The 24,755-nt window shown below is 37.0% G+C and carries 19 protein-coding genes; 11 read left to right on the forward strand and 8 right to left on the reverse strand.

Annotation, left to right across the window (positions count from 1 at the left end):
* Nucleotides 1-5 precede the first annotated feature (5 nt).
* From QOL71_RS07800 to QOL71_RS07815, 4 genes are all read left to right on the forward strand, one after another.
* Nucleotides 6-2,441 carry an ABC transporter permease gene (locus tag QOL71_RS07800; RefSeq protein WP_283416372.1) on the forward strand — a complete coding sequence of 812 codons (2,436 nt, stop codon included), beginning with the start codon at nt 6-8 and terminating at the stop codon, nt 2,439-2,441.
* Between the two features lies 1 nt (nt 2,442).
* Complete coding sequence (locus QOL71_RS07805; RefSeq protein WP_283416373.1) at nt 2,443-3,264, forward strand: GLPGLI family protein; 822 nt, start codon at nt 2,443-2,445, stop codon at nt 3,262-3,264.
* A gap of 21 nt (nt 3,265-3,285) precedes the next feature.
* Entirely contained in the window at nt 3,286-4,575 is a 1,290-nt protein-coding gene (locus QOL71_RS07810; protein ID WP_283416374.1) for a TolC family protein, read from the forward strand.
* Nucleotides 4,576-5,116: 541 nt separating this feature from the next.
* Nucleotides 5,117-7,216, forward strand: coding sequence for a type IA DNA topoisomerase (locus tag QOL71_RS07815; protein ID WP_283416375.1), 2,100 nt, complete (start codon nt 5,117-5,119; stop codon nt 7,214-7,216).
* A gap of 125 nt (nt 7,217-7,341) precedes the next feature.
* On the opposite strand, the gene QOL71_RS07820 is transcribed toward QOL71_RS07815, so the two are convergent.
* Nucleotides 7,342-8,829, reverse strand: a complete 1,488-nt coding sequence (locus QOL71_RS07820) for a glycoside hydrolase family 28 protein (RefSeq protein ID WP_283416376.1) — start codon at nt 8,827-8,829, stop codon at nt 7,342-7,344.
* Nucleotides 8,830-9,361: 532 nt separating this feature from the next.
* Here QOL71_RS07820 and fabV point away from each other — a divergent pair.
* Complete coding sequence (fabV, locus tag QOL71_RS07825) at nt 9,362-10,564, forward strand: enoyl-ACP reductase FabV (RefSeq protein ID WP_283416377.1); 1,203 nt, start codon at nt 9,362-9,364, stop codon at nt 10,562-10,564.
* A gap of 93 nt (nt 10,565-10,657) precedes the next feature.
* Here the strand turns inward: fabV and QOL71_RS07830 are convergent, their stop codons facing one another.
* The 3 genes from QOL71_RS07830 to QOL71_RS07840 form a co-directional block, all read right to left on the reverse strand.
* A complete protein-coding gene (locus QOL71_RS07830) occupies nt 10,658-11,455 on the reverse strand; it encodes a lysophospholipid acyltransferase family protein (RefSeq protein ID WP_283416378.1) in 798 nt (265 codons plus the stop codon).
* Between the two features lie 43 nt (nt 11,456-11,498).
* A complete protein-coding gene (locus tag QOL71_RS07835) occupies nt 11,499-12,128 on the reverse strand; it encodes an NUDIX hydrolase (protein ID WP_283416379.1) in 630 nt (209 codons plus the stop codon).
* Between the two features lie 152 nt (nt 12,129-12,280).
* Entirely contained in the window at nt 12,281-13,633 is a 1,353-nt protein-coding gene (locus QOL71_RS07840) for a TolC family protein (protein ID WP_283416380.1), read from the reverse strand.
* 165 nt (nt 13,634-13,798) lie between these two features.
* Between QOL71_RS07840 and QOL71_RS07845 the strand changes: the two genes are divergently transcribed.
* The 4 genes from QOL71_RS07845 (at nt 13,799) to QOL71_RS07860 (ending at nt 18,316) form a co-directional block, all read left to right on the forward strand.
* Complete coding sequence (locus QOL71_RS07845; protein ID WP_120213605.1) at nt 13,799-14,488, forward strand: ABC transporter ATP-binding protein; 690 nt, start codon at nt 13,799-13,801, stop codon at nt 14,486-14,488.
* A 62-nt stretch (nt 14,489-14,550) separates the two neighbouring features.
* Nucleotides 14,551-15,780, forward strand: coding sequence for an ABC transporter permease (locus QOL71_RS07850; protein WP_283416381.1), 1,230 nt, complete (start codon nt 14,551-14,553; stop codon nt 15,778-15,780).
* 19 nt (nt 15,781-15,799) lie between these two features.
* Nucleotides 15,800-17,068, forward strand: coding sequence for an ABC transporter permease (locus QOL71_RS07855; RefSeq protein WP_229728408.1), 1,269 nt, complete (start codon nt 15,800-15,802; stop codon nt 17,066-17,068).
* Between the two features lie 54 nt (nt 17,069-17,122).
* Nucleotides 17,123-18,316 (forward strand): efflux RND transporter periplasmic adaptor subunit, encoded by a 1,194-nt coding sequence (locus QOL71_RS07860; RefSeq protein ID WP_283416382.1) that lies wholly within the window; start codon nt 17,123-17,125, stop codon nt 18,314-18,316.
* A 198-nt stretch (nt 18,317-18,514) separates the two neighbouring features.
* Here the strand turns inward: QOL71_RS07860 and QOL71_RS07865 are convergent, their stop codons facing one another.
* Genes QOL71_RS07865 through dapF form a run of 3 tightly spaced genes read right to left on the reverse strand, consistent with a single transcriptional unit; the run spans nt 18,515 to nt 22,865 of the window.
* Nucleotides 18,515-21,028: a TonB-dependent receptor domain-containing protein gene (locus tag QOL71_RS07865; RefSeq protein WP_283416383.1), complete on the reverse strand. Its 2,514-nt coding sequence runs from the start codon at nt 21,026-21,028 to the stop codon at nt 18,515-18,517.
* 26 nt (nt 21,029-21,054) lie between these two features.
* Nucleotides 21,055-22,080, reverse strand: a complete 1,026-nt coding sequence (mltG, locus tag QOL71_RS07870) for an endolytic transglycosylase MltG (protein ID WP_283416384.1) — start codon at nt 22,078-22,080, stop codon at nt 21,055-21,057.
* 20 nt (nt 22,081-22,100) lie between these two features.
* Nucleotides 22,101-22,865: a diaminopimelate epimerase gene (gene dapF / locus QOL71_RS07875; RefSeq protein ID WP_283416385.1), complete on the reverse strand. Its 765-nt coding sequence runs from the start codon at nt 22,863-22,865 to the stop codon at nt 22,101-22,103.
* A 213-nt stretch (nt 22,866-23,078) separates the two neighbouring features.
* Between dapF and QOL71_RS07880 the strand changes: the two genes are divergently transcribed.
* Together QOL71_RS07880 and lipA are read left to right on the forward strand one after the other, a co-directional pair.
* Nucleotides 23,079-23,636: an RNA polymerase sigma factor gene (locus tag QOL71_RS07880; RefSeq protein ID WP_283416386.1), complete on the forward strand. Its 558-nt coding sequence runs from the start codon at nt 23,079-23,081 to the stop codon at nt 23,634-23,636.
* 15 nt (nt 23,637-23,651) lie between these two features.
* A complete protein-coding gene (lipA, locus tag QOL71_RS07885; RefSeq protein WP_248875961.1) occupies nt 23,652-24,506 on the forward strand; it encodes a lipoyl synthase in 855 nt (284 codons plus the stop codon).
* Nucleotides 24,507-24,540: 34 nt separating this feature from the next.
* Here lipA and QOL71_RS07890 read toward each other — a convergent pair whose 3' ends face one another.
* Complete coding sequence (locus tag QOL71_RS07890; protein WP_120213357.1) at nt 24,541-24,729, reverse strand: hypothetical protein; 189 nt, start codon at nt 24,727-24,729, stop codon at nt 24,541-24,543.
* Nucleotides 24,730-24,755 lie beyond the last annotated feature (26 nt).

Here is a 24,755-nt window from a genome sequence, read left to right on the forward strand (position 1 = left end):
TGATTATGCTGAAAAACTGGCTCAAAATAGCATTCATCAATTACAGAAAAAACGGGCTTTCCACTATCATCAATATTTTGGGATTGAGTGTTGGCTTGTGTGTTTTCTTATTGATATTTATCCATTGGCAGGATGAGAAGTCCTATGAGCAGCATAATCCTAATAAGGACAAGATCTATTTTATAGAAAATGGAAATGCTTCTTTTGGGATTATGCCTTCTTCCAGTTATCCGGAATTGACAGTTTCCAAAGAGAAGTTTTCTGAGATAGAAGATTATGCGATTGCCAATTCTTGGAGCCATTACAAGACAAGACTTATTGCAGGGAAGAATTCAGCTTATACTTCATCTTGCCGGGCTTCGGGTTCTTATTTTGATTTTTTTCCATTCGAAAGAATTGCGGGAAGTTTCAAAAATGCCATCAGTGATGATAATAAAATGGCTCTTTCTGTGGAAACTGCAAAGTCATTATTCGGAGACGAGTATCAGAATTGTATTGGCAAAACGGTTAAAATTGATGATTCCCAGAATAAAGAATATGTGATTACGGCAGTTTATAAAAACCCTGCAGAAAATTCTGTTTTCAAACCTGGTTTTATAATGAAACATCCTGATATTGGAAAACAGAATAATTCGCAATGGACCAATTACAGTTATATAGGTTATTTCAAAATTAAACCAGGGACTGATATTCAAAATTTGGAGAAAAAACTTTCCGACCAGCAGGCTGCTCAGGAAAGGATTTTGTCAGAAAAATGGGGCGAGAAATATGATGAAAAAAATAGTGCGAAAGTTTATTTGACACCAATCAGCAAAATGAAATTGGAGGCCAAAAGTGAAGGTGTGCAGAAAGGTGATAAAAAATCAATTATAATTTTATTGAGTTTATCTGCATTAATTTTGTTGCTGTCGGGAATTAATTTAATCAATTTGAAAACGGCGCAGGCTTCTCAAAGAGCTAAAGAAGTGGGTGTGAGAAAAGTGGTTGGAAGTACAAAATCGAAACTGGTTTTACAGTTCCTATTGGAAACATTTATGATTTGTTTTGTAGCTTATATTGTAGCTTTTGCGATGGTTGAACTCCTGCTTCCCAATTATAACAAATTTCTAAACAAAGAAATCAAACTGGATGACCCGAGTCTATTTATCTATACAGGATTATTATTGATCATTTTTTCCTTGATTTCAGGCTTGATTCCGGCACTTTACCTTGCTAATTTCAAACCAATCAACACTTTGAAAGGCAATTTCGCCAGAAGCCGACACGGTATTTGGCTAAGAAATTCTATTCTGACTTTGCAGTTGATCATCTCATCATTTTTCATTATTTGTTCCTTGGTTATTCATACTCAGGTTAATTATATGATGAATAAAGATTTGGGATTCAAAGGTGACCAGGTCATTAATATTCAATTCAAAAAAACCGATTGGCAGAATGATTATAATTCAAAAAAATATATCCGACTGAAAAATGAAGTCTCAAAAATAGCTGGCGTTGAAGACATCACGGGTTCTATCAACTCCATAGGTATGGGATTTTCGAATGCTTCCGTTGTAAGAAGTGCATTAGATACACTGAAGTCTGTAGAAAATGTTATCGTAGGTGGAATTGATTATAATTATTTCAAATTCTACAAAATCAAATTTGCTGCCGGGCGAGATATGGATTTGCGTTTTGCTTCTGACACGATTTCCGGAGCGATTGCCAATGAAACTTTCATTAAGAAAATGGGCTGGAATCAGAATCAGGCGCTTGGAAAAGAGCTTATTACAGGTTGGGAAGAAAAAGGTCACAATTATAAAATCATTGGTGTTGTCAAGGATTTCTATATGACGGGAATGGATAAACCGATTGAACCAATGGTATTTTTCAATTATGATAGAAACTGGGCAAAAAATAATATGGGAAATCTCCAGATAAAAATCTCAGGTAATGATATCAATGGAACCCTTGAACGAATCAAAGAATTCTGGACAACTAAAGCAGAACCTGGTTATCCTTACGATTTTGAATTTGTAGATAAACAATTTGCTAAAACATATGAGAAATTCCAGAAGCAGCAGACCTTGTTCACCACTTTGAACATTGTGGTTCTGGTGATTGCATTATTAGGATTATTCGCTTTATCATCATTATTAATAGAGCAAAAACTGAAAGACGTTGCTATCAAAAAGACTTTAGGTGCAGACGAAAGAACGATTGTTTGGGATCTAACGAAAAGATTTCTATTGATTTGTATGATAGCGGTTTTAATAAGTATGCCTTTCGGATATTACGCAATGAATGAATGGCTGAAAGATTTCGCTTACCGAATCGATATGCCGGTTTGGCCTTACGTTTTGAGTTTGTTTTTATTATTAATCTTAACATTTGTAGTAGTGAGTTTCAAAGCTTACCGAGCAACAAAAATCAACCTTGTTAAATACTTGAAATACGAATAAAATGGAAAAAATAATCATCTTAATATTTACATTAATTATCAATCTATTTTTCGCACAGACCAACAGATTCATTTACGAAATGGAAATGAAACTTAAGGATAAACCAATGAAAATGAATATGGTTTTGGACATTGATAAAGATTATACAAAATTTTACGATTACGATTTTCTAAAAAATGATTCTATCAGCAAGAAAACCGGGGAAAATTGGCAGACCAATACACAATCTGACCAGTTGATTCTGAGAAAAGCTAACTCCAACGAGAACAGAGCTTTTCACGACAATATGTTCGATTATTTTGTCATTGATTCCAAAGACGAAATGAATTGGAAAATCGAAAAAGAAACCAAAAAAAGTGCTGAATATTCATTACAAAAAGCAACCACGGATTTCGGTGGAAGAAAATGGACTGCTTGGTTTTGTTCAGCCATTCCTTTTCACGAAGGACCTTACAAATTCAGAGGTTTGCCAGGATTGATTTTCGAACTGCAGGATGATAAAGGTGATTACAATTACACATTGTCAAAAAGCATCAATCTTCCCGAGACTTTTGTAACCACTAATTTTCTGGAAACCCATTATGGGAATCAGCCTGTGAAAGTAAATTTGAAACAATTCCAAAAAGTAAAGCTCGATTATTACAGTGACCCGGTTGCCGAGATGAGAAATAATCTGAAAACTGGCGGAACGGTGATTATTGGAGGAGAGAAAATCACAAGTCAGGAACAGCTTGACCAGAAAAGGAAATTCATTCAGGAGAGCATCAAAAATTATTATAATCCGATAGAATTGGACAAAACGATTCCATATCCAAAAAATTAAAATTGTCAACGACAAACTATTATGAAAAAATTACTCTTCATACTACTAATCAATCTTCTTCCCGCTCAGCAGAGTTGGACACTCCAACAATGTCTGGATTATGCTTCAGCCAATCATCCATTGGTAAAACAATCTGTGGTTAATATTCAGAAAAATGAAAGACAGATTTCTGCCGCAAAAGGAATGTTGTTGCCGTCTGTGGACGCTGGAGCCAATCACAATTATAATTTCGGAAACGGAATCAATCAGCAGAATAACCAGCGTGAAGCGATTAATACGCAAACGGATAATCTCTATGCACAGGCTAATTGGGAACTGTTGAACTGGCGAAATTACCTCAATATTTCTTTGTCCAAAATCAACAGAGAAAGTTCGACCTTCAAAATGAAACAGGCTCAGAATGAAGTTAAACTGAATGTCATTCAGATGTTTTTCACTTATCAGAACAGCAAAAGCTGGCTCGAGGTTTTAGAAACACAACTTTCCGGAATCGAAGACCAAATTAAACGCACGGAGAAAGAAGTGGAAATAGGCAATCGTCCCAAAAGTGATATTTACGATATCAAAGCCAACCTTGGAACAATGCAGGAACAGTGGGTTTCTGCGAAAAATCAGAGAGACCTTTCTAAAATTAATTTATTAAATTCTTTGGCGATTACAAAAGATACGCTGGATTTTACAATAGCCGAAGAAAATCTGGCAAGTTCAAATTTTAACGATGCTAATTTCATCCAAAATCTTCTGGAAAAAAATCCGGCTTATCAAACGACTCTCGCAGAAATCAAAGCCCAGCAGAAAAGCGTAGAAGTTGCAAAATCCGGCTATTTGCCAACCTTGAACGGCTCTTACATCTGGTCAAGTTTTTATAACAAAGTCTTGGGACAGCCAGCTCCGTCCAATTTTTCAGACCAAATCAAAACCAACAAAAACCAGCAATTAAGTTTCGGACTCAATATTCCGATTTTCAACAAACTGCAGGTTAAAAACAATGTCGAGATTGCCAAACTGAATGTCATCAATTCCAATTATGATAAAGATATTGTGATTAATGATTTGACAAAAAGCATCAATTCCATCAAAGCCCAATTCCTGAATGCCCAGGAAAAATACAATCTTTTGGAAGCCAATTTCGAAAACCAAAAATTATCATTCCAGAAATCCGAAGAAAAGTACAAAGAAGGATTAATGGATGCCTACACTTTTTTTGTGGTCAGAAACAACTGGCTTCAGGCAAATTATAATCTCATCAACAGTAAAAACGACGTTGTCCAGCAAACAGAATTACTCAAAGTTTTTGAAGCTGGCTTATAAAAAAATTCTTATTTATTATTTTCTTATGAATCCTTCCGAAGACTCACACTTTGGAGGGATTTTTTATTGAAAATTATTTGACTTTGTGGAACCAATTCGTTGGGTTTGGGCGCCTTTATCCGCCTTCCGCTCCCAATCTTTTCACTCCACTACGTTGCGTAAAAAGGATTTCCGCTCAAGTCGGGGCGCAAATTCAACATAAAACAATATTAGTCATAGTACATAATGTTTGGCATTCCGTAGGAAACCTAACAAAGCGGTTCGACGGAGTCAATTTCTACATTTTAGTTTTTTTCGGAATGAGAAAAAAATCTTTGCGAACTTTGCGTTCAAAAATAAAAATTAATTCCAATTCTAATATAAGCGAATCGCCTTTGTGACCCTAATATGTTTTCAATCAATAAATAAAATCTTTGTGAACTTTGTGTTCAAAATCCCTCGCTTTTTAAATTTAAAAATCGCATTTTTGCAAACCTTCTCAAGCATAAATCAATGAAACGTCTAGACGTTCCATCTGACTTTAAAAACAATAAAAATTAAGATGAAACTTTGTATTGCCGAAAAACCAAGCGTTGCCCGTGATATAGCCAAAGTTTTGGGCGCTACAACTCCCAAAAGCGGTTATATGGAGGGAAACGGCTATTGCGTTACCTGGACTTTCGGTCATCTTTGTACTTTGAAAGAACCCCACGATTATGCTGAGCATTACAAATCTTGGGACTTGATTTTCTTACCGATTATTCCCAAAAATTTCGGAATCAAATTAATTCCCAATAATGGTGTTGAGAAACAATTTCAAACTATAGAAAAACTGGTTCAGGAATGCGATGAGGTCATTAACTGTGGTGATGCCGGTCAAGAGGGGGAACTCATCCAGCGTTGGGTTTTGCAGAAAGCGAAATGTGACAAACCAATGAAACGCTTGTGGATCTCATCTTTGACAGAAGATGCCATCAAAGAGGGTTTTGAAAATCTGAAACCAGCCGAAGATTATAGAAATCTTTATTTGGCAGGCAATGCAAGGGCAATCGGCGATTGGCTTTTGGGAATCAATGCAACACGATTATTCACGAAAAGATTTGGAGGAAACAAGGGGGTTTTATCGATTGGGCGCGTTCAGACACCAACTTTGGCGATGCTTGTTCAGCGTCAAAAAGAGATTGACGCTTTTACGCAGGAAGAATATTGGGAACTCAAAACCAAATACCGGGATGTGCTTTTCAGTGCGTCAATTGACCGATTGAAATCGTTGGAAAAAGCAGAACGAGGCCTGGAATATCTCAAACAGAATCAATTTGAGATTGTCTCTTTTGAAATCAAAGAAGGAAAAGAAAAAAATCCGAGATTATTCGATTTGACGGGGCTTCAGGTTGAAGCGAATAAAAAATACGGTTTCTCAGCAGAACAGACTTTGAATTACATCCAAAGTCTTTACGAGAAAAAATATACAACTTACCCAAGGGTTGATACGACTTATTTATCTGAAAATCTTTATCCGAAAATTGCCGGGATTTTAAGAAGTATGACTATTTATTCGGAGTTTACAGCGCCGTTGCTGGCTCAGCCTATTCCGAAAACAAAAGCAGTTTTTGATGATACGAAAGTGACCGACCACCACGCCATTATTCCGACAGAGATTCCACCTTCATCCAATCTTAACCGTGAAGAGAAGCTGGTTTATGATTTGGTAGCGAGACGATTCATTGCTGTTTTTTATCCTGAATGTAAAATTTCAAATACTTTGGTGGAAGGTCAGGTTGGAACGATTCCTTTCAAAGCTTCGGGAAAACAAATTTTGGAACCGGGCTGGAGAATCATTTATGCCAAAGACAAAAAAGAAGAAAAGGACGAAAAAGATAAAGACGAGGAACAGACGATTCCCGAGTTTGTTGCCGGAGAAAAAGGAGACCACGAGCCATTGATTCATCAGGGAAAAACTTCGCCACCAAAACCTTACACAGAAGCAACTTTACTACGTGCAATGGAAACGGCAGGGAAACAGGTTGAAGATGATGAATTGCGTGAAATGCTGAAAAATAACGGCATCGGAAGACCGTCAACACGAGCCAACATCATCGAGACACTTTTCAAAAGAAAATATATCGAAAAGAAACGTAAAAATCTCATCGCCACCCAAACCGGAATCGAATTAATCGACACGATAGAAGACGAGCTTCTTAAAAGTCCGGAGCTCACCGGAGAATGGGAATCGAAACTGAGAAAAATCGAAAAAGGGGAGTACGAGGCCAATCAGTTCAAAGAAGAATTGATAGAAATGGTAACGGATTTGACGAATAAAGTTGTCAATGGGAAATCTAAAGTTATCGCATTTCACGAGGAGAAAAAAGTAACTCCAAAAGAAAAAAAGCCAAGAGCAAAAACAGAGATTGTTTGGGAAGAAACACAATGCTCAAAGTGTAAATCTAACAATCTGATGAAAGGCAAAACCGCCGTTGGCTGTTCCGATTATAAAGGTTGTGGTTTCAAAGTTCCATTCGAGATATTCGGAAAAAAATTATCAGAAAAACAACTTCAGGATTTGATTCTGAAAAGCAAAACTTCCAAACTGAAAGGCTTTACAGGTGAACAGGAAGAAGGAATTCTAATCTTAAACGAAGATTTTTCCATCACTTTAAAATAGAATAATTACTAAAATAAAACCCTTTCAGAGTTTCAAACTCTGAAAGGGTTGAATCTTTTTACTCTCGCAGATTTACAGATTAAGCTGATAAATCTGCAAAGTTCGTCAAATCAGCGAGAAATAATTTATTTCACAACAATCGCCTTTTTCAAACCACTATCGATTTTAGAATCAGTCGAGTTATTGATTTTTACATTTTCAAAAACAATATTCTGAGCGTTCTTGCCAACAATTCCTTTTTTACTCGTGATATTCACATTTTTGAAATAAAGATTCTCAATCAGTTTTTCAGGAAGTCCATTAAAGCTAAACGCAGTTTCAGACGAAGAACAATTCACATTACTCACATAAAAATCGTGGAAATAAGGCACTTTTTCGCCCGTATGTTGTGCTGCTTCACTCTCTTTTGTACTTCCCACGGGCGCATCAGCATAGAATGTATCAAACAAAACCGCTTCCTTAATAATATTTTTCATTTCAATATTATCGATGAAAATTTGGCTCACATCACCGCCTCTTCCGGAGTTACTTTTCACACGGATTCCGATGTCGGTTCCATCGAAAGTACAGTTGGAGACATAGATATTTTTCATTCCCCCGTCTGTATTACTGCCAATGACAAAACCACCGTGACCATCATTCACAGTACATTCTGCGATGATGACGTTTTGTAGAAGTGCTTCACCGTTTTTAGGTGTTCCACTGGATTTCATACAGATGCCGTCGTCGCCGGCATTCACTTTGGTATTGTAGATAATCACATTTTTAGAGGCGCTGATGTCGATTCCATCACCGTTTTGTGCCCATTTCGGATTATAAACCGTGGTGTTTCTGATGACAAGATTTGTGATTTGTTTCGGATTGATAACAAACTTCGGCGAATTACGGAAAGTTGGTCCATCAATCAAAAGATTCGTCACTTTGGACAGTGTGAACATCATTGGTCTCAGATAGTGGTGCAATTGCTGGTACATATCAAGCGTTGCATTCGGCATTTTGGTAATCACTTTGGCCAGTTCTTCCCCACGTTTTGCCGATTCGCTTGGATACCATATTTTCCCGTCGTCACTCAAAACACTTCCTGATTTTGCAACCAACTCCTGCCATTGTCCTGCCGTTGTTTTGAATTTCTTCACAGGTCGCCACGCTTCTCCGGCTCCATCGAAAATTCCTTTTCCTGTAAACGAAACGTCTTTCAGATTATTTCCCCAAATCGGTGGTGTCACTTCAAATTTCCCAGACGAAGTTTCTCGCATTGGGAATTGCTTGATATCGCTGCTGAATTGCACAATCGCACCTTCTTCCACGTGAAAATCGATTTTGCTTTTCAGTTCGATTGGACCTGTTAACCAGGTTCCGGCAGGAACAACTAATCTTCCGCCACCGTTTTGAGCAATCGTGAAAATCGCTTTTTCAAAAGCTTTTGTGTTCAATGTTTTTCCGTCGCCGACACCTCCAAAGTCCTTGAAGTTATAATCCTTTTGAGGAATTGTCGGCAAAACCATTTCTCCAAATTTGAAAGGCGCTTTTTCGATGTAATAATTGATGTCGTTTTTCTGTGCTGACATCATCGATACTACAGAAAACGTAAAACCTATTAGTAGTTTTCTCATTGTTTATATTGAAATTTATATTTAAAAAATTGATGATAAAAACTTCTAATGAAAATCATTTATCATTAATAATTCACCATTAATAATTATTCGGGCAGCTTAATCCGCCTGGAGTTTATCCTGAGCTTGTCGAAGGCTCCCAAACCTAACGGAGTGGTTCGACGAAGTCAATCTTTTCATTCCACTTCGTTGCGTAAAAAGGGTTTCCGCTCAAGTCGGGCTGCAAGCAATTCTATGTCAAATTAAAGTTTTCGACTCTGCTCTGATTGACAATGTTTATCTTATTACAGTTAGTATTAGGTTTGTCACACTGAACGGAGTCGAAGCATCTTTCATAATAATTGAAAGATTTCGGATAAAATTAAACAAAATAACGAATTGCGCAATCGATTGCGCAAAATAAAAAATAACAACACTCGGAAAGTATTATTAAACCTAAGGAAACTCAAAATCGAAATACGCTTTTTTCCACATAATTCTTATTAATTGCTTCAAATTTCTTTAATTTGCAATGCTAAAAATAATTTCAACAATGATTATTCAACCTAGAACAAGAGGATTTATTTGTTTGACTGCACATCCTGACGGAGCGCATCAGGCTGTAAAAAACCAGATAGAATATGTAAAGTCGAAAGGCGAAATCAAAAACGGGCCTAAAAAAGTATTGGTAATTGGTGCTTCCACAGGTTTTGGTTTATCTTCCAGAATTGCTGCTGCTTTCGGTTCAGACGCATCAACAATTGGTGTTTTCTTCGAAAAACCCGCATCTGAAGGCAAAATGGGAACAGCGGGTTGGTATAACTCTGCTGCTTTCGAGAAAGAAGCACACGCAGCCGGACTTTACGCCAAAAGTATCAACGGCGATGCATTCTCTGACGAAGTGAAAAAAGAAACCATTGAGCTGATTAAAAAAGACCTTGGTCAGGTGGATCTAGTAGTTTATAGTTTGGCTTCCCCAAGAAGAACACACCCAAAAACCGGTGTAGCTTATGCGTCAGTCCTTAAACCGATTGGCCAGCCATTTACTAATAAAACAGTTGATTTTCATACAGGTGTAGTTTCTGATATTACAATTAACCCGGTTGAAAATGACGAAGATATTGCCAACACGATTGCTGTTATGGGAGGCGAAGACTGGAAATTCTGGATAGAAGATTTGAAAGCGGCAGGTGTTTTGGCAGAAGGTGTTAAAACGGTAGCTTATTCTTACATCGGCCCTGAATTGACTTTCCCAATCTATAGAAACGGAACCATCGGCCAGGCGAAAAATGATTTGGAGGCAACCGTTCCGGTTTTGAATGATTTATTGAAAGACTTGAACGGAAAATCTTATGTTTCTGTGAACAAAGCTTTGGTAACACAGTCCAGTTCAGCAATTCCTGTCGTTCCATTGTACATTTCCTTACTTTACAAAGTGATGAAAGCTAAAGGAACGCACGAAGGAACCATTGAGCAAATGCAGAGATTATTTGCTGACAGATTATATACTGAAAATGGAGAAGTGGCGTTGGATGAAGCCGGAAGAATCCGTGTGGATGATTGGGAAATGGCAGACGATGTTCAGGCTGAGGTTGCCAAATTATGGGACGAAACAACCACAGAAAACCTTTCCGAAATCAGTGATATAGAAGGTTATAGAAAAGAATTTTTCAATCTTTTCGGCTTCGAACTGGATGGAATCGATTATGAGAAAGATGCTAACGAGAACGTACAAGTTCCAAGTATTGAAGCTTAGATTTTAGACTTAGAGATAATAGGACTGATAGATGATAGAATTTTTCAGTCTCATTAATAAACACAAAAACGGCTACTTCTCAGTAGCCGTTTTTTATTGTTGAGACTGAGATTTCATCTCTTTCTGTTTGACATCATAATCGTGAAGAAGGTTGTGTTCCGGAGTTTGCTCGATAGCGTGCATTATTTTGTCCAGGATCTGTGTTGCCGATTCATTATCATAATCGATATCCAAAGCCGGTTTGAATTCCATCGTGGGCTTCACACCAGTCACTTTTATTTTCAAACCTTTTTTGTCAAAAGCTCTTCGGAATCCATTAATTTTAATCGGGATTACAACAGGCCTTTGATTTTTAATCAATTTTGCAGTTCCTTTTCTGCCTTGTGCAAAAGCCGAAGTGGTTCCTTGAGGAAAAGTAATAACCCAGCCATTATCCAGGGCTTTCATAATATTTTCAACTTCGGTAAGGTCGACCATCCTGTTTACATTCTGACCTTCTGCTCTCCAGGTTCTTTTTACTGTTACTGCACCGGCGATTTTAAATATCCTTGCAAGGATTCCTTTATTCATCGTTTCTTCTGCTGCAACATAATAGAAATCTACTTTTGGATTCAGAAGATAAACAGGATTTTTTATGGTGTTGTGATAACCATTATTTACGGCACAAAATGCGTGGTACATCGCTGCAACATCGGCAAAGTAAGTCTGGTGGTTGGAGACGAAAAGAACATTGGTATCAGGCAAATCCGTAAGGTTTTCCGTTCCTGAGATTTTCAGTTTATTAAAACCGTTGAATCTTCTGTAAGAAACTAATCCCAGAATGAAAATGATTATCCTCTTCAGAATATAGATGTTTCCAAAAGAATCGGTAAAAATATTTTTTTTTGCCATTGATATTTGATTATAATTTCTAAGGTCGGAAATTACTGCAAAATTAAACATTTTTTAACAAGTTGCTGAACTCGCTCAAAATCATCGAAGTAGCACCCCAAATGATATACCCATTGAAATCGATCACAGGAACTTCATAACCTTTCGTAGAGGGTAAAGCCATTATTTTTGGCCGGTCCGGAAGATTAAGTAAAGATGAAATCGGGAATTCAATCAATTCAACGGCTTCGGTTTCCTGTAAAAAGAATTCTGGATTTTTCTTGGTATAAGAAACAAACGAATGAACATAGAAATTACTTGGCGGAATATAAATCGGAGACATCTCTCGGATGATTCTTACATAATGTTCATCTATTCCCAATTCTTCGGAAGTCTCACGTTTGGCAGTGTAAGCAAAGTCCGGGTCTTCTTTTTCTCTTTTTCCACCAGGCAGAGAGATTTGTCCGCTATGTCTGTCGTTTTCATTCACGCTTCTTACAATCAGAGGGAAATGCCATTCGTTATTCTTAAGATAGAGTAGAATATTAACGGCTGCAAACTTCGGATTTTTGGTCAGGATATCTTCGTAACTGAAAACAGGACGATAGGGCGGAGAATAAATCTTGTGAGCATTTTCGCCCAACAATTCCGCTACTTTGATATCTCTGAGTAAATCTTTTCCAAAAATCTGCATATCTCAAAGATAAGGAAAATTGTAGATTTGAGGATGTATTTATCAAAAGGCACAAATTTTTTGATTTATAAAACTCAAAAAAGTCGCAAAGTTGAATCTTTGCGACTTTTATTATAATTGTTGTTATACTTGCGTCTTTGCGATAGAAAAAATTAAAGATTAATTCCACGTCCTGCATAAAAATCCAAAACCTTGATGCTGAACAGATAATTATATTTTGCCTGGGCGACAGAACCTTGTGAGTTTACATAATTATTTCGGGCAATCGTTACATCATAGATTGTAGAGCGTCCGGCTGCGTAACTTTTCTCCGCAAAATCTAATGCGAGTTTAGTGCTTCTTTCAGCTTCTATCGCAGCCAGATAGACTTCATAGTTAGAATCAGCATTGAACTGCGCCTGCTGGATATCCTGCTTCAACTGGAATTTCTGTTGTTCGAGATTATTTTTAGCAATCACTTCATTGATTTTAGTTTGCTCAACCTGAAGTTTTGTAATTCCTTTATTGAAAATAGGAATGTTAGCCGACAAACCAATTTGCTGCCCGAAGTTATCTTTGTATTGTTCAAAGAAACTGTGTTCCTTTACATAAGGCGCAGTCGGATTTCCAAAATTTAGGTTATTTGTATACAACTGATTGTTGTAAAGGGATCCAATTCCGGCAGTTGCAGAGATAGTAGGCCAGAAATTAGTTTTAATAACTTCCGTTTGTGCTTCTGCAGCTTTTATTCTTATTTCCGCAGCTTTCACGATTGGTTGAGATGTGTAAGCGATATTCAAAACCTCTTCGACAGATTCGGTTTGTGGCGTCAATTCATCGGGAACTGGAATATCAACGACATCAAAATCTTTATAATTAGGAAGCTGAAGAAGCTGAGCCATTGCAAACAATGCTTTATCCACATTGATTTGGGCTGTTTTCACATTTTGTTTTTCTCTTGCAAGAGACGCCGTCGCTTCTGCCAAAACGGTCTGAGCTGTGGTTCCAACATCTGTTGTTATTTTAGCTCGGTCGTATAATCTTTGTGCATTTTCCATTGCACTTTCAGAGATTTTTTTGATTTCTCTGTTCAACATCACATTCAGATATTGCTGAGCGATTTGAAGAGAAATATTATTTTTAATGGTTTCGATATCCTGTAAACTAGCGTCTAAATCAAAACTATTTTTTCGGATATTTTTTTCAAGCCTTCCATTATTATAAACCAAAATATTAGCGCCTACATTTGCATTATTGTTGAAGTTGTCATTCCTAACACTCGTATTTACAAACTGCGAGTTTCCAAAACTTGCAGTATTTGAAATCGTTCCGGAAACTGAAGGCAGATATTCCTTTTTCGCCATTTCCAGATTTTTTGTCTGTACATCTTTGTTGTAAGCCTGCGCCTGGATTTGCAGATTATTTTTAATTGCATAATCCACACATTCCTGAATCGTCCATTTTTTCTGAGAAAACCCCAAAATGCCCAAAGACAAAAGCGAGATACAAAAAACTTTTTTTAGCATAAAAGAAAAATTATACCCAATAAGACATCGGAATTACAAAAATGTTACGACTGCAATTAAATTTTTTTAAATTTCGATTGAATTTAAAAGTCAAAAATATTTTTTATTTGGCTGTAACAATTTGATATTCGGATTTACTTATAATGTAAAATCCAGGCAATGTCGATTCTGAAAATTGAAGACCTCAACAAATCTTACGATACGGGAAAAAGCAAGCTTCACGTGCTAAAAGGTATTAATCTTAATATCAATCAGGGCGAGTTTGTATCTATTATGGGAAGTTCCGGTTCAGGAAAATCAACGTTGCTAAACATTATTGGAATTCTGGACGAGGCAGATTCTGGAATTTATGAATTAGATGGATTTCCTATTAAACATTTGACAGAAGTAAAAGCTGCTGAATATAGAAGTCGTTTTCTTGGATTTATTTTCCAGTCATTCAATTTGATTAATTATAAAACGGCGTTGGAAAATGTAGCGCTCCCTTTATACTATCAGAATGTTTCCAGAAAAGAAAGAACGAAAAAAGCGGAAGAATATCTGGAAAAAGTAGGCCTCAGACAATGGGCAGAACATCTTCCCAGCGAACTTTCCGGAGGACAAAAACAGAGAATTGCTATTGCAAGAGCGCTCATCACAGACCCGAAACTGATTTTGGCAGATGAACCAACCGGAGCTTTGGATTCTAAGACGACTCACGATATTATGAAGCTGCTTCAGGATATCAACAACGAAGGAAAAACGATTGTTGTTGTAACGCACGAACCCGATGTTGCGGCACAAACCAAAAGAAATGTCGTCCTGAAAGACGGAAGAATAGAGAGCGACGAATTCATCAATCAAATTGTATTATAAGGCTTCGAGATCCTCGACCTGACAAAAATAACAACTATATACCATCAACCAAAAACCAAAGTATGTTTGACTTAGACCGCTGGCAGGAGATATTCAGTTCTATTCGCAGTAATGTATTGCGGACGGTGCTTTCCGGTTTTACGGTGGCGTTGGGATTATTCATATTCATTGTATTGTTCGGGATTGGAAACGGGCTTAACAATTCATTTTCGAAAGCTTTCATGAGAGATGCGACCAATCTCATTATGGTTTTTGCCGGAAAGACAACGATTCCTTATGCCGGGCTGCAATCTGACAGGCAGATTTCATTTAATAATGATGATTTTGATGCTGTTGTAAAACAAAGTGGTAAAAAAATGGAGTACGGTTCGCCAAGATATACCACCAATCTTACCGTTAAATATGGAAAAGAAAGTGGCAATTATCAGATCAATGGTGTTCTGGGTGACGAAAAGTTCCTTGAGAACCGTACAATGATAGACGGACGCTACATCAATCAAATGGATAACGAACGTAAGCAGAATGTCGCTTCTATCGGCAGAATGGTTTGGCGGGATTTGATACGCGACGGAAACCCGATTGGAAAATCTCTGGAAATCAACGGGACAATGTTCAAAGTCGTTGGTGTTTTTGAAGATCCTGGTGGCGATTGGGATGAGAGACATATTTCGGTTCCGCTTTCCACACTTCAGCAGATGAAAAAAAGTTCGGACACTATTAGCACGATAATGCTGTCTTATGACCAAAAACTGACACCAGACCAAGCCGTGGAATATGGTAAAGAAATAGAAAAAAATATCAGAAAAAGACACCAGATTTCTCCGGACGATCAGCAGGGAATTTTCGTTAATAATAATGCGGTCAATACCAAAGATTCTTTTGCATTCGTATTTGTAATTACTGTTGTTGTAGGATTTATCGGACTTGGAACTTTATTGGCAGGAATCATCGGTATCAGTAATATAATGGTTTATATCGTCAAAGAAAGAACCAAGGAAATTGGTGTACGAAAGGCAATTGGTGCAAAACCTGCCGGAATAGTCGCTTTGATTTTACAGGAAAGTATCGTTATTACGGTAATTTCAGGATTAATAGGGGTAGGACTTGGAGTCTTGGCTTTAAATCTCATCGGTAACCGGCTGGAAGAATATTTTATTACAGAACCTTCTGTTGGTTGGGGGCTTATTATAGCGGCGTTTTTCTGTCTTGTTCTTTCAGGAACCATTGCAGGATTTGTTCCGGCTTACAGAGCATCCAAAATAAAACCTATTGAAGCTCTGAGAGCGGAATAATAAAAATTATCAACTAAAGATGAATATACTTTTCAAAAGAGATACCTGGCAGGAGATTTATTATTCCCTTCGGAATAATAAGCTAAGGACTTTCCTCACGATGATAGGCGTGGGCTGGGGTATGTTTTTGTATGTCAGTCTTTTGGGTGCGGCAAAAGGAATGGAGAACGGCTTCAACAAATTGTTTTCCGGCTTTGCTACCAATTCTATTTTTCTTTGGTCACAAAGTACCAATATTCCGTATGAAGGATTTCCGAAAGGCAGAGCAATGAGCCTTCATCTCAAGGATATCGATTACCTTCAGAAAAAAATCCCGGATATCGATTACATCTCTCCGCAAAGTGTGCGAGGGAACTTCGGAACACCGGGCGACCAGATCTCCAGAAACGGGAAGAAAAATACGTATATGATTACCGGCGATTTTCCAGTTGGTAATCAGATTTCCAAGAAAAAATTATTGTTCGGAAGATATATTAATGATGCTGACATCAGTGGCAAGAAAAACGTCATAGTGATAGGAGAGGAGGTTTATAAGAATCTTTTCGATGCCAAGAAAAATGAAAACCCGATAGGAAAGTCGGTGAATCTCAAAGGGATTTTCTTCTCGGTTGTTGGTGTTTTCCGTGTGGGAAAAGGGGGCGGAATGGAGAATGACCGTTCAGCGTACATCCCGTTTTCAACATATTCAGGACTTTATAATGAGGGCGACAAAGTTGGTTTCCTGGCCATTGTCGGAAAACCTAATGCCGATGTCTCCGTCATAGAAAGCAAGGTAAAAGACGAGTTGAAAAAGATCAATCACGTTTCGCCGGAAGATACCAATGCCTTTGGAAGCTTTAATCTCGCTAAAGAATTTAAGAAGCTCACGGGATTTCTTACAGGGATGCAATTATTAACAATTATTGTCGGGACGTTAACGATTTTGGCCGGTGTTATTGCCATCTCAAATATTCTCCTAATCACAGTAAAGGAAAGAACTAAGGAAATCGGAATCCGTAGAGCGTTGGGCGCAAAACCAGCGGAAGTACGAAACCAGATTCTTCTGGAAAGTGTCGTGATTACTTTGTCATCAGGATTACTGGGATTTTTATCCGGAATTTTCTTGCTGATGATTCTGAATATTGCCACGATGAACAACGATTCATTCCCATTTTATAATCCGACGGTTGATTACAGCAATGTATTCACGGCAATGGGAATTATGATTTTCCTTGGATTGATTATCGGATTGATTCCGGCGCAAAGAGCGGTGAAAATCAGACCTATCGAAGCATTAAGAACAGAGTAAAACTAATAATTAACAATTAAATATTAATAATTAAAAAAACTATATTTCTACATAATGGAAAAAAAGAAAAAATTTACATTCAAAAAAGCGATTTCCATATTTTTGGGATTGATTTTGGTGCTGGCTGTGGTTGGCGGAATCGGGTATCTTGTCAAATCCAATTCTAAGGAGAATGAAGTGTTTCTAACGAGAAAACCAACAATCCAGAACCTGGATGATAAAGTAATGGCAACGGGAAAAATAGAGCCTCGCGAAGAGATTGAAATCAAACCGAATATTGCCGGGATTATCCAGACCATCAATGTAAAAGAAGGCGATAAAGTAGAAGCCGGACAACTCTTGGCAACTATCAGAATTGTACCTAATATCACCGAGGTCAATAATGCGACAATGCAAATCAATAATTCTCAGATTCAGCTATCAAATGCAAAAATTAATGTTGAAAATCAACAAAAGCAATATGAGATGCAGGCAAAATTGTATAAGCAAGGTGTGATTTCTAAGCAGGAATATATCACAGCTCAGCAACAATTGGAAACCACATTGCAACAGCAGAAATTAGCCAGTCAACAACTCAATGCAGCTCAGAAACAATTACAGATCGTGAGAACAGGCGCTACGCCGGAATTGCAAAGCATGGCAACCACTCAGATCCGTGCAAAAGCCGCCGGAACTGTTTTGGAAATTCCTGTGAAAGTGGGAAGCCAGGTGATTGAAGCTAACTCCTTCAATGCCGGAACTACAATCTGTTCTATTGCTGATCTTAATTCTTTGATTTTTAAAGGTGACATTGATGAAGCCCAAGCCGGAAAACTGAAGCAAGGAATGGATATGAATGTTGTAATCGGTGCTTTGCAGAACAAAAAATTCCCAGGTAAAGTAACGTTGATTGCGCCAAAAGGAAAAGAGGAAAGCGGTACAATTAAATTTGCTGTGGAAGGTGATGTTTTCAACAAAACCGGAGAATACATCAGAGCGGGATTCAGTGCTAATGGTGAGATTTTGCTGAGCTCTCAGAAAAATGCTTTACTTTTAGATGAGTCATTGATTCAGTACGAAAAAGGGAGTAACAAATCTTTCGTAGAAGTAAAACAGCCTAACGGAAGTTTCAAGAAAACTTATGTTAAATTAGGCGCCAGTGATGGTATTAATGTCCAGATCCTTTCCGGAATCGATAAAAATGCTGAAGTAAAAGTTTGGAATCCTTCTGATAAAGATAAGGAAGAGCTGAAAGACAAAAAGAAATAATAGACCTTTAATTATAATTGTTAAAAGAATCCGTCTCACTGTAAAAGCGAGACGGATTTTTTATAGACGTATACTTAATAATTTGTTATAGGTAATAGTACTAAAATGAGAAATCAAAAAGTCAAACTAAGGAGAGTTCAGTATATAAAAAACCTGCATATAACTTTGCAGGTTTTTAAATTTTATTGGGATAAATTATTACATTGGTGGTATATCATCCCCTCCATTGCTATTGGCATTAATATCTTTCTTCTTCTTCGGTTGTTCAACTTTTTCACCTTGTTTGAAACGATAAGTCAGAGATAGAGAAAACTGTCTCGGGTTCCATTGCATATACATGTCTCGAGTGTAGTTCGGACCGTAGTTGGTAGCTTCTCTGGCTCTGGTATTGAAAATATCCTGGATATTGAATGCTAATGTTCCATTTCCTTTCCAGATTGTTTTTGTTGCACCAAGATTAAAGAAGTAAATGGATTTTTGATCTACACTTGCGTTCTTTTGTCCACCTCTGAAATTAGACTGCACCTGAATGCTAAATGTCTTGTCAATTTTAAATGTATTTGCTAATCTGGCTCTTGAAGAGAAACCATTTCCATCATAAGATTGGACTAAAACTCCACTTACATATAAGTCACCTCTCGTTCTATAGCCAAATAAATCAATATTCCCCATAATCTTCCACCATGAAAACGGATCGTAGGTTCCATTGAAATCTAGACCATAGCGGTCTTCGCTTCCAACATTATTAGGGCCTAGAGTAAATGCTCCAGGATCTGTTATATCTTGTATAATAGCAAATTGAATATTGTCTTTTTCTTTCCTATAATATAATGTTGGGTTAATTGTAACTTTACTTTTTGAGAGATTGTATCCTAATTCAAATGAATCGATGTAGGATGGATTCAAATCCGGATTTCCTTGGAAAACATTTCTAACGTCATTCGGAGATGAAATCGGAATAAGGAAAAATGATCTTGGCCTATCAATTCTTCTGGAATAGTTTAATAAAAGCTGATTGTTTTTTGCAAAATCATAGCTTAAGAAGATACTTGGAAAAAGATTGTTATAATTCTTCTTTTTATTAGTAATGATACCTGTATCAACGTCTGGTTGTAGCAAGTCCCTGTAAGGATAGCTGAAGCTTATATTTGAAAGTTCATCTCTTAATCCTAATTGGTAGGAAAACGCACCTATTTTACTTTTGAATTGAAGATAGAATGCATTGAAGGTTTCAGTATAATTTGCAAGTCCTGTAAATCTGCCCAATACAGAAGGTTCCGATTCATCCTTAAGCCGTCTTTGTGTAAAGAAATCATAATCATTATTATTATGATCCAGTCTGTAACCAGCATTGAATAACGAATTCTCACCAATTGGTAGCTCATAATCTAACTTTGCTATTATAGACTTGTTTTCAGTTTTGGTCTTGGAATTTGTTAAAGAACTGAAAACACCGTTATCAGTTGCAGTGATTTTAGAATCATTACTTGACTGATTTCTTTGGAGACTTAATGATAACGAAACATTTTGGCCTTTATCATCAAATTTATGATCAATGCCAAAGTCTCCTTGCATTCCAGTATTTGTGTTTCGGCCAATCGCATTTCGGGATGTAAAATCTACAATGCCATCTCTATTATAATTAATATAATCTATAGGATTATTACTATCATTCTCAAAAGTTCGAATAGTTCCACTCAAGTTAATAGACGTGTTTGGAGAAATATCATAAACAGTTCCCAAATTAGCATTGTAATTATTGGATTTTGTTTTATTGATACTATTTTGATTAAAGGAAAATAAATCTCCGGATGTGTAATTCGTTGTTGATCTGTTTGTATTTTTGTTCTCCTGATAACCACCGCCACCGTTTAGAAACCAGCTCCAGTTTCCTTTTTTCCAGCTTAAGTTTGTATTAAGGTTGGTACGGGGAAGATATCCTAAAGTTCCAATAACACTTCCGTTAAAACCAAGTTTTGTTGTTTTTTTCAGGATAATATTAAGAATACCGGCCGTTCCTGAGGCATCAAATTTAGCAGATGGATTTGTAATTACTTCAATCCTGTCTATCTGATCCGCAGGTATAGCCTGCAAAGCGTTGGCTCCATCATCAATTCCTAAAAGAGCTGAAGGCTTTCCGTTGATCAAAAACCTTACGTTGGAACTTCCTCTCATAGATACTGTTCCATCCGTATCTACTGAAACCGAAGGTACATTCTGTAAGACATCTTGTAAATTTCCCCCAATTGCAGTTAAATCACTTTTTACATCATAAGTCTTTTTATCCAGCTCCACCTTATAAGGTTTTGTGGAAGTTGCAGTGATTGTTACACCTTGGATATCGGTTGTATTATTAAGGTTGGCTTTTCCGTCAGAAACAATAACGAAAGGCGCAATGGCTCCAGCTTTTTCAACTCTGATGGTTTGGGTGAATTTTTTGTAATCAACCGCTTCAATGCTTACGTCATAGCTTCCTGGAGCCAAATCTAATTTATAGTTTCCGTCAGCATCTGCCAATGCAGCATCACTCAATTTAGAATTTTGTTGATTTTTAAAAGTTATGGATGCATATCCAACACCACCATTTGCGTCTTTTACATTTCCAGAAATAGTCATCTTCTGCTGTGCCATAATAAAGCTTGCAGCACCGACTGTCAGTGCCAGCCCAAAGATTTTTTTCTGAATTACATTTACAATTTCCGTTCGTTCCATTATTGTTTATTTTCGCTTTTTGCTCTTTATTTTATTTGTCTGCTGTCCAGCCAGTCTTGGTACGCTTTCGCATTTCTGGCGTGTTCCGCATCATTATCCGTGAATTTATGATAACCGGGTCTTGCCGGGTCTGCGCACATAAAGATGTAGTTGTTCTTTTCTGCATCTAAAACAGCGTTCAGGGAGTTTTTATCTACGATGCATATTGGTCCCGGCGGAATGCCTTTGTTTGCATAGGTATTATAAGGGGAAGGCTCTTTCAGGTATTTATAATAGACCCGTTTGATTTTCTGGGTGAAGTTGTTAGCTTTGTTCACAGCGTAGATCACAGTCGGGTCACTTTGGAGCTTCATTCCTTTTTTATAGCGGTTGATATAAAGCCCGGCAACTGTTTTCTGCTCATCAGGTTTGCCCCCTGTTTCTTTATAGACCAGCGATGCGAGAGCATAGATTTGATCTCTTGTCAATCCGGATTGTTTTTCTTTTTCGATTCTCTCGGCGGTCCAAAAATCTTTGTAATCTGATTCGAATTTCTCAAAGAATTCTTTTGGCGTTACCGTCCAGAAAAAATCGTAGGTGTTGTTAAAGAAATATTTTTTAAGGTCTTCAGCATTCTTATAGCCTTTCTTAACAGCAATTTCATCTAGTTTTTTGACAAACTTTGCAGAATCTATTTCTGTTTTTTTAGTAACTCTTCCCACCATTTGGTACACATCGTCAAAGTCCTTGATTCTGAAAGAATTTGGAGTCTGATTGCCGGCGATGATCATATTCGTGATTTCGCGGTTGTTCATTCCGGATTTCAGTTCGTATCGGCCGGGTTTGTAATTGTCTTTAAGGTTTTTATCGTCAGCAATACTTGCAAAATTGTCCTGATTCTTGATAAATGGAGAGATTGAATCCAGAACTTGCTTATAAGAAGAATGATGCGGAATCAAAACAAATCCTTCTTTTTCTACATTATTTCCAAGATATTTATTGTAAAATCTCAATCCAAAGAAACCCAGGATTGCCACAAATACAACAGATATGATAAGAATTATTTTTTTCATAGTTTTGAAATCTCAGGCTTTTACAAATTAATATTTCCTTTAAAAACCTGAACCGCAGGGCCTTCCAGCCAAATGTTTTTGAATCCGTCTCCATTTTTTTCGGCATAAACTTTCAAGTTGCCGCCCATTACTTTAATTCCAACAAACGTTTGATTATTATTTTTCATAAAAGTTAAAGCTGCAGCCGTAACTCCGGTTCCACAACTGTAGGTTTCATCCTCGACACCACGTTCATAGGTTCTCACAAAAAGTTCTTTGTCAGACAATTTTTCTACGAAGTTAACATTGATTCCTTCCTGCTTATAAGTTTCAGAATTTCGGATTTCGTTACCGTTTTTGTAAACATTATAATTATTTAACATTTCTACGTACTTAACATAATGTGGCGATCCTGTATTCAGAACAAAATCATTTCCATCCGTATGAATGTTGTTGACATCGCCCATTTTCAATTTTACAGTGCCGTTTTTTATTTCCGCTTCGTGGATTCCGTCAATAGCAATGAAAGTCGTTTTATCCTCGATCATATCCAGAAAATGAGCAAAGGCAACAGAGCAGCGTGCCCCGTTTCCACAAAAACTTTTGGACCCGTCAGAATTATAATAATCTACTTCAAAATCAACACTTTCTGCGGAATTGATTTTAATTAATCCATCTGCACCAATGCCAAATCTGCGGTCGCAAAGTTTTTGTATGTTTTCGATAGAAAGATCATCCCATTCTCCTAAACGGTTGTCTATCATTACAAAATCATTTCCTGTTCCTTGATATTTATAAAATTTCATTATTTATTTGTCTGATTTTTAAATATTTATTTTGATTTTTCTAATCCAAAATCAAGCCAGTAAAAATACTCAATTTATAAGGATTACAATCTTGATATTTGTTATTTAAATTCGCTCTAAATCTCAAAAGAGTTGGAATCAAAATAATAGAATTTCTCAATCTCTCGATATTAATAATTTTTAATAATATATAGCTATCTTTGTTCATTGAAAATGAAGGAAGAACAGTTACTCGCTCTCATTATAAAAGCCAGGGATAAAGATCAAAAGGCTCAGACACAACTCATCAATATGTTTTGGGTTGATGTTTTTTCTTTTGTGATGAATAGGGTAAAGGATGAAAATGATGCTGATGAGATTACGGTTTCGGTCTTTTCAAAAGTTCTTAACAAGCTGGATTTATTTGATCCTAATTTTCAATTCAAAACCTGGATTCTGACAATTGCTCAAAATACAATCATTGATTTCTGGAGAAGAAAAAACAGAGAGAATGAAGATGCAAGTGACGGATTGGAGAATGTAAAGAACGAATTTGCAAGATCGCCGGAAGAACTGATGATTTCTGAAGAAGACCAACAGAAAATCATCAAAATCATAGAAACAATGGATGCTAAAAATCAGGATATTATTCGTCTGAGATTTTTTGAAGAAAAGAGCATCAAAGAAATAGCGGAAGAACTCAATCTTTCCGTAGCCAACACAAAAGTAAGGATAATGAGAGCTAAGAAAATCCTGGCCGAATTATTAAAAGAAGACGAAACAGATTTTTAATTTCAAAAAATCAAAATGGAAGAAACAGTGACTCAAAAACCCAAATGGATTCGTGTAAAATTGCCAACAGGTAAGAATTATCGCGAGCTAAGAAATTTGGTTGATAAATATAAACTTAACACGATTTGCCAAAGTGGAAGCTGTCCGAATATGGGCGAATGTTGGGGCGAAGGAACGGCAACATTTATGATTCTGGGAAATATCTGTACCAGAAGTTGTGGTTTCTGTGGCGTGAAAACCGGGAAACCAATGGATGTCAATTGGGACGAACCGGAAAAAGTAGCACGTTCTATCAAATTAATGAAAATCAAACATGCGGTTTTGACTTCGGTTGACAGAGATGATTTGAAAGATATGGGTTCGATTCTTTGGGCAGAAACAGTGAATGCTGTTCGCCGTATTTCTCCCGGAACAACTATGGAAACGCTGATTCCGGATTTCCAGGGTGTGACAAAACACATCGATAGATTGGTAGAAGTTGCTCCGGAAGTGATTTCCCACAATATGGAAACAGTAAAACGTCTGACAAGAGAGGTGAGAATCCAGGCAAAATATGAACGTAGCTTGGAGGTTTTAAGATATCTGAAAGAAGCAGGACAAAACCGTACAAAAACCGGTGTGATGCTTGGTTTAGGTGAAACAAAAGATGAAGTGTTCCAAACGATCGAAGATATCAGAAATGCTAATGTAGATGTGATTACATTAGGTCAATATCTTCAGCCGACTAAAAAACATCTTCCTGTTCAGAGATTTATCTCTCCGGAAGAATTTGATGAATATGGAGATTTTGCAAGAAATTTAGGATTCCGTCACGTGGAAAGCTCACCTTTGGTAAGAAGCTCTTATCACGCAGAGAAACATATTCACTAAGAATTTACTTCATATACAAAATAAAAAAAGACTCCTATATGGAGTCTTTTACTTTTGGTTCCACTGGCTGTACTTTATCAGTTTGGTTCATCTGTTCTACTTGTTGCGGAATAAACATCATATACGCAAAATATCCTAAAAGGAATAAAACGACAATAATGATAATTGCCATCATGGGACCTTTGTTGGTCTCACTGTCAGGTTTTGGAATATCTGGTCTCATAATTTATTTTTATTGATAATATATCA

The organism is Epilithonimonas pallida (genome assembly GCF_900182975.1).
In the GTDB taxonomy this organism is placed as follows: Bacteria; Bacteroidota; Bacteroidia; order Flavobacteriales; family Weeksellaceae; genus Epilithonimonas; species Epilithonimonas pallida.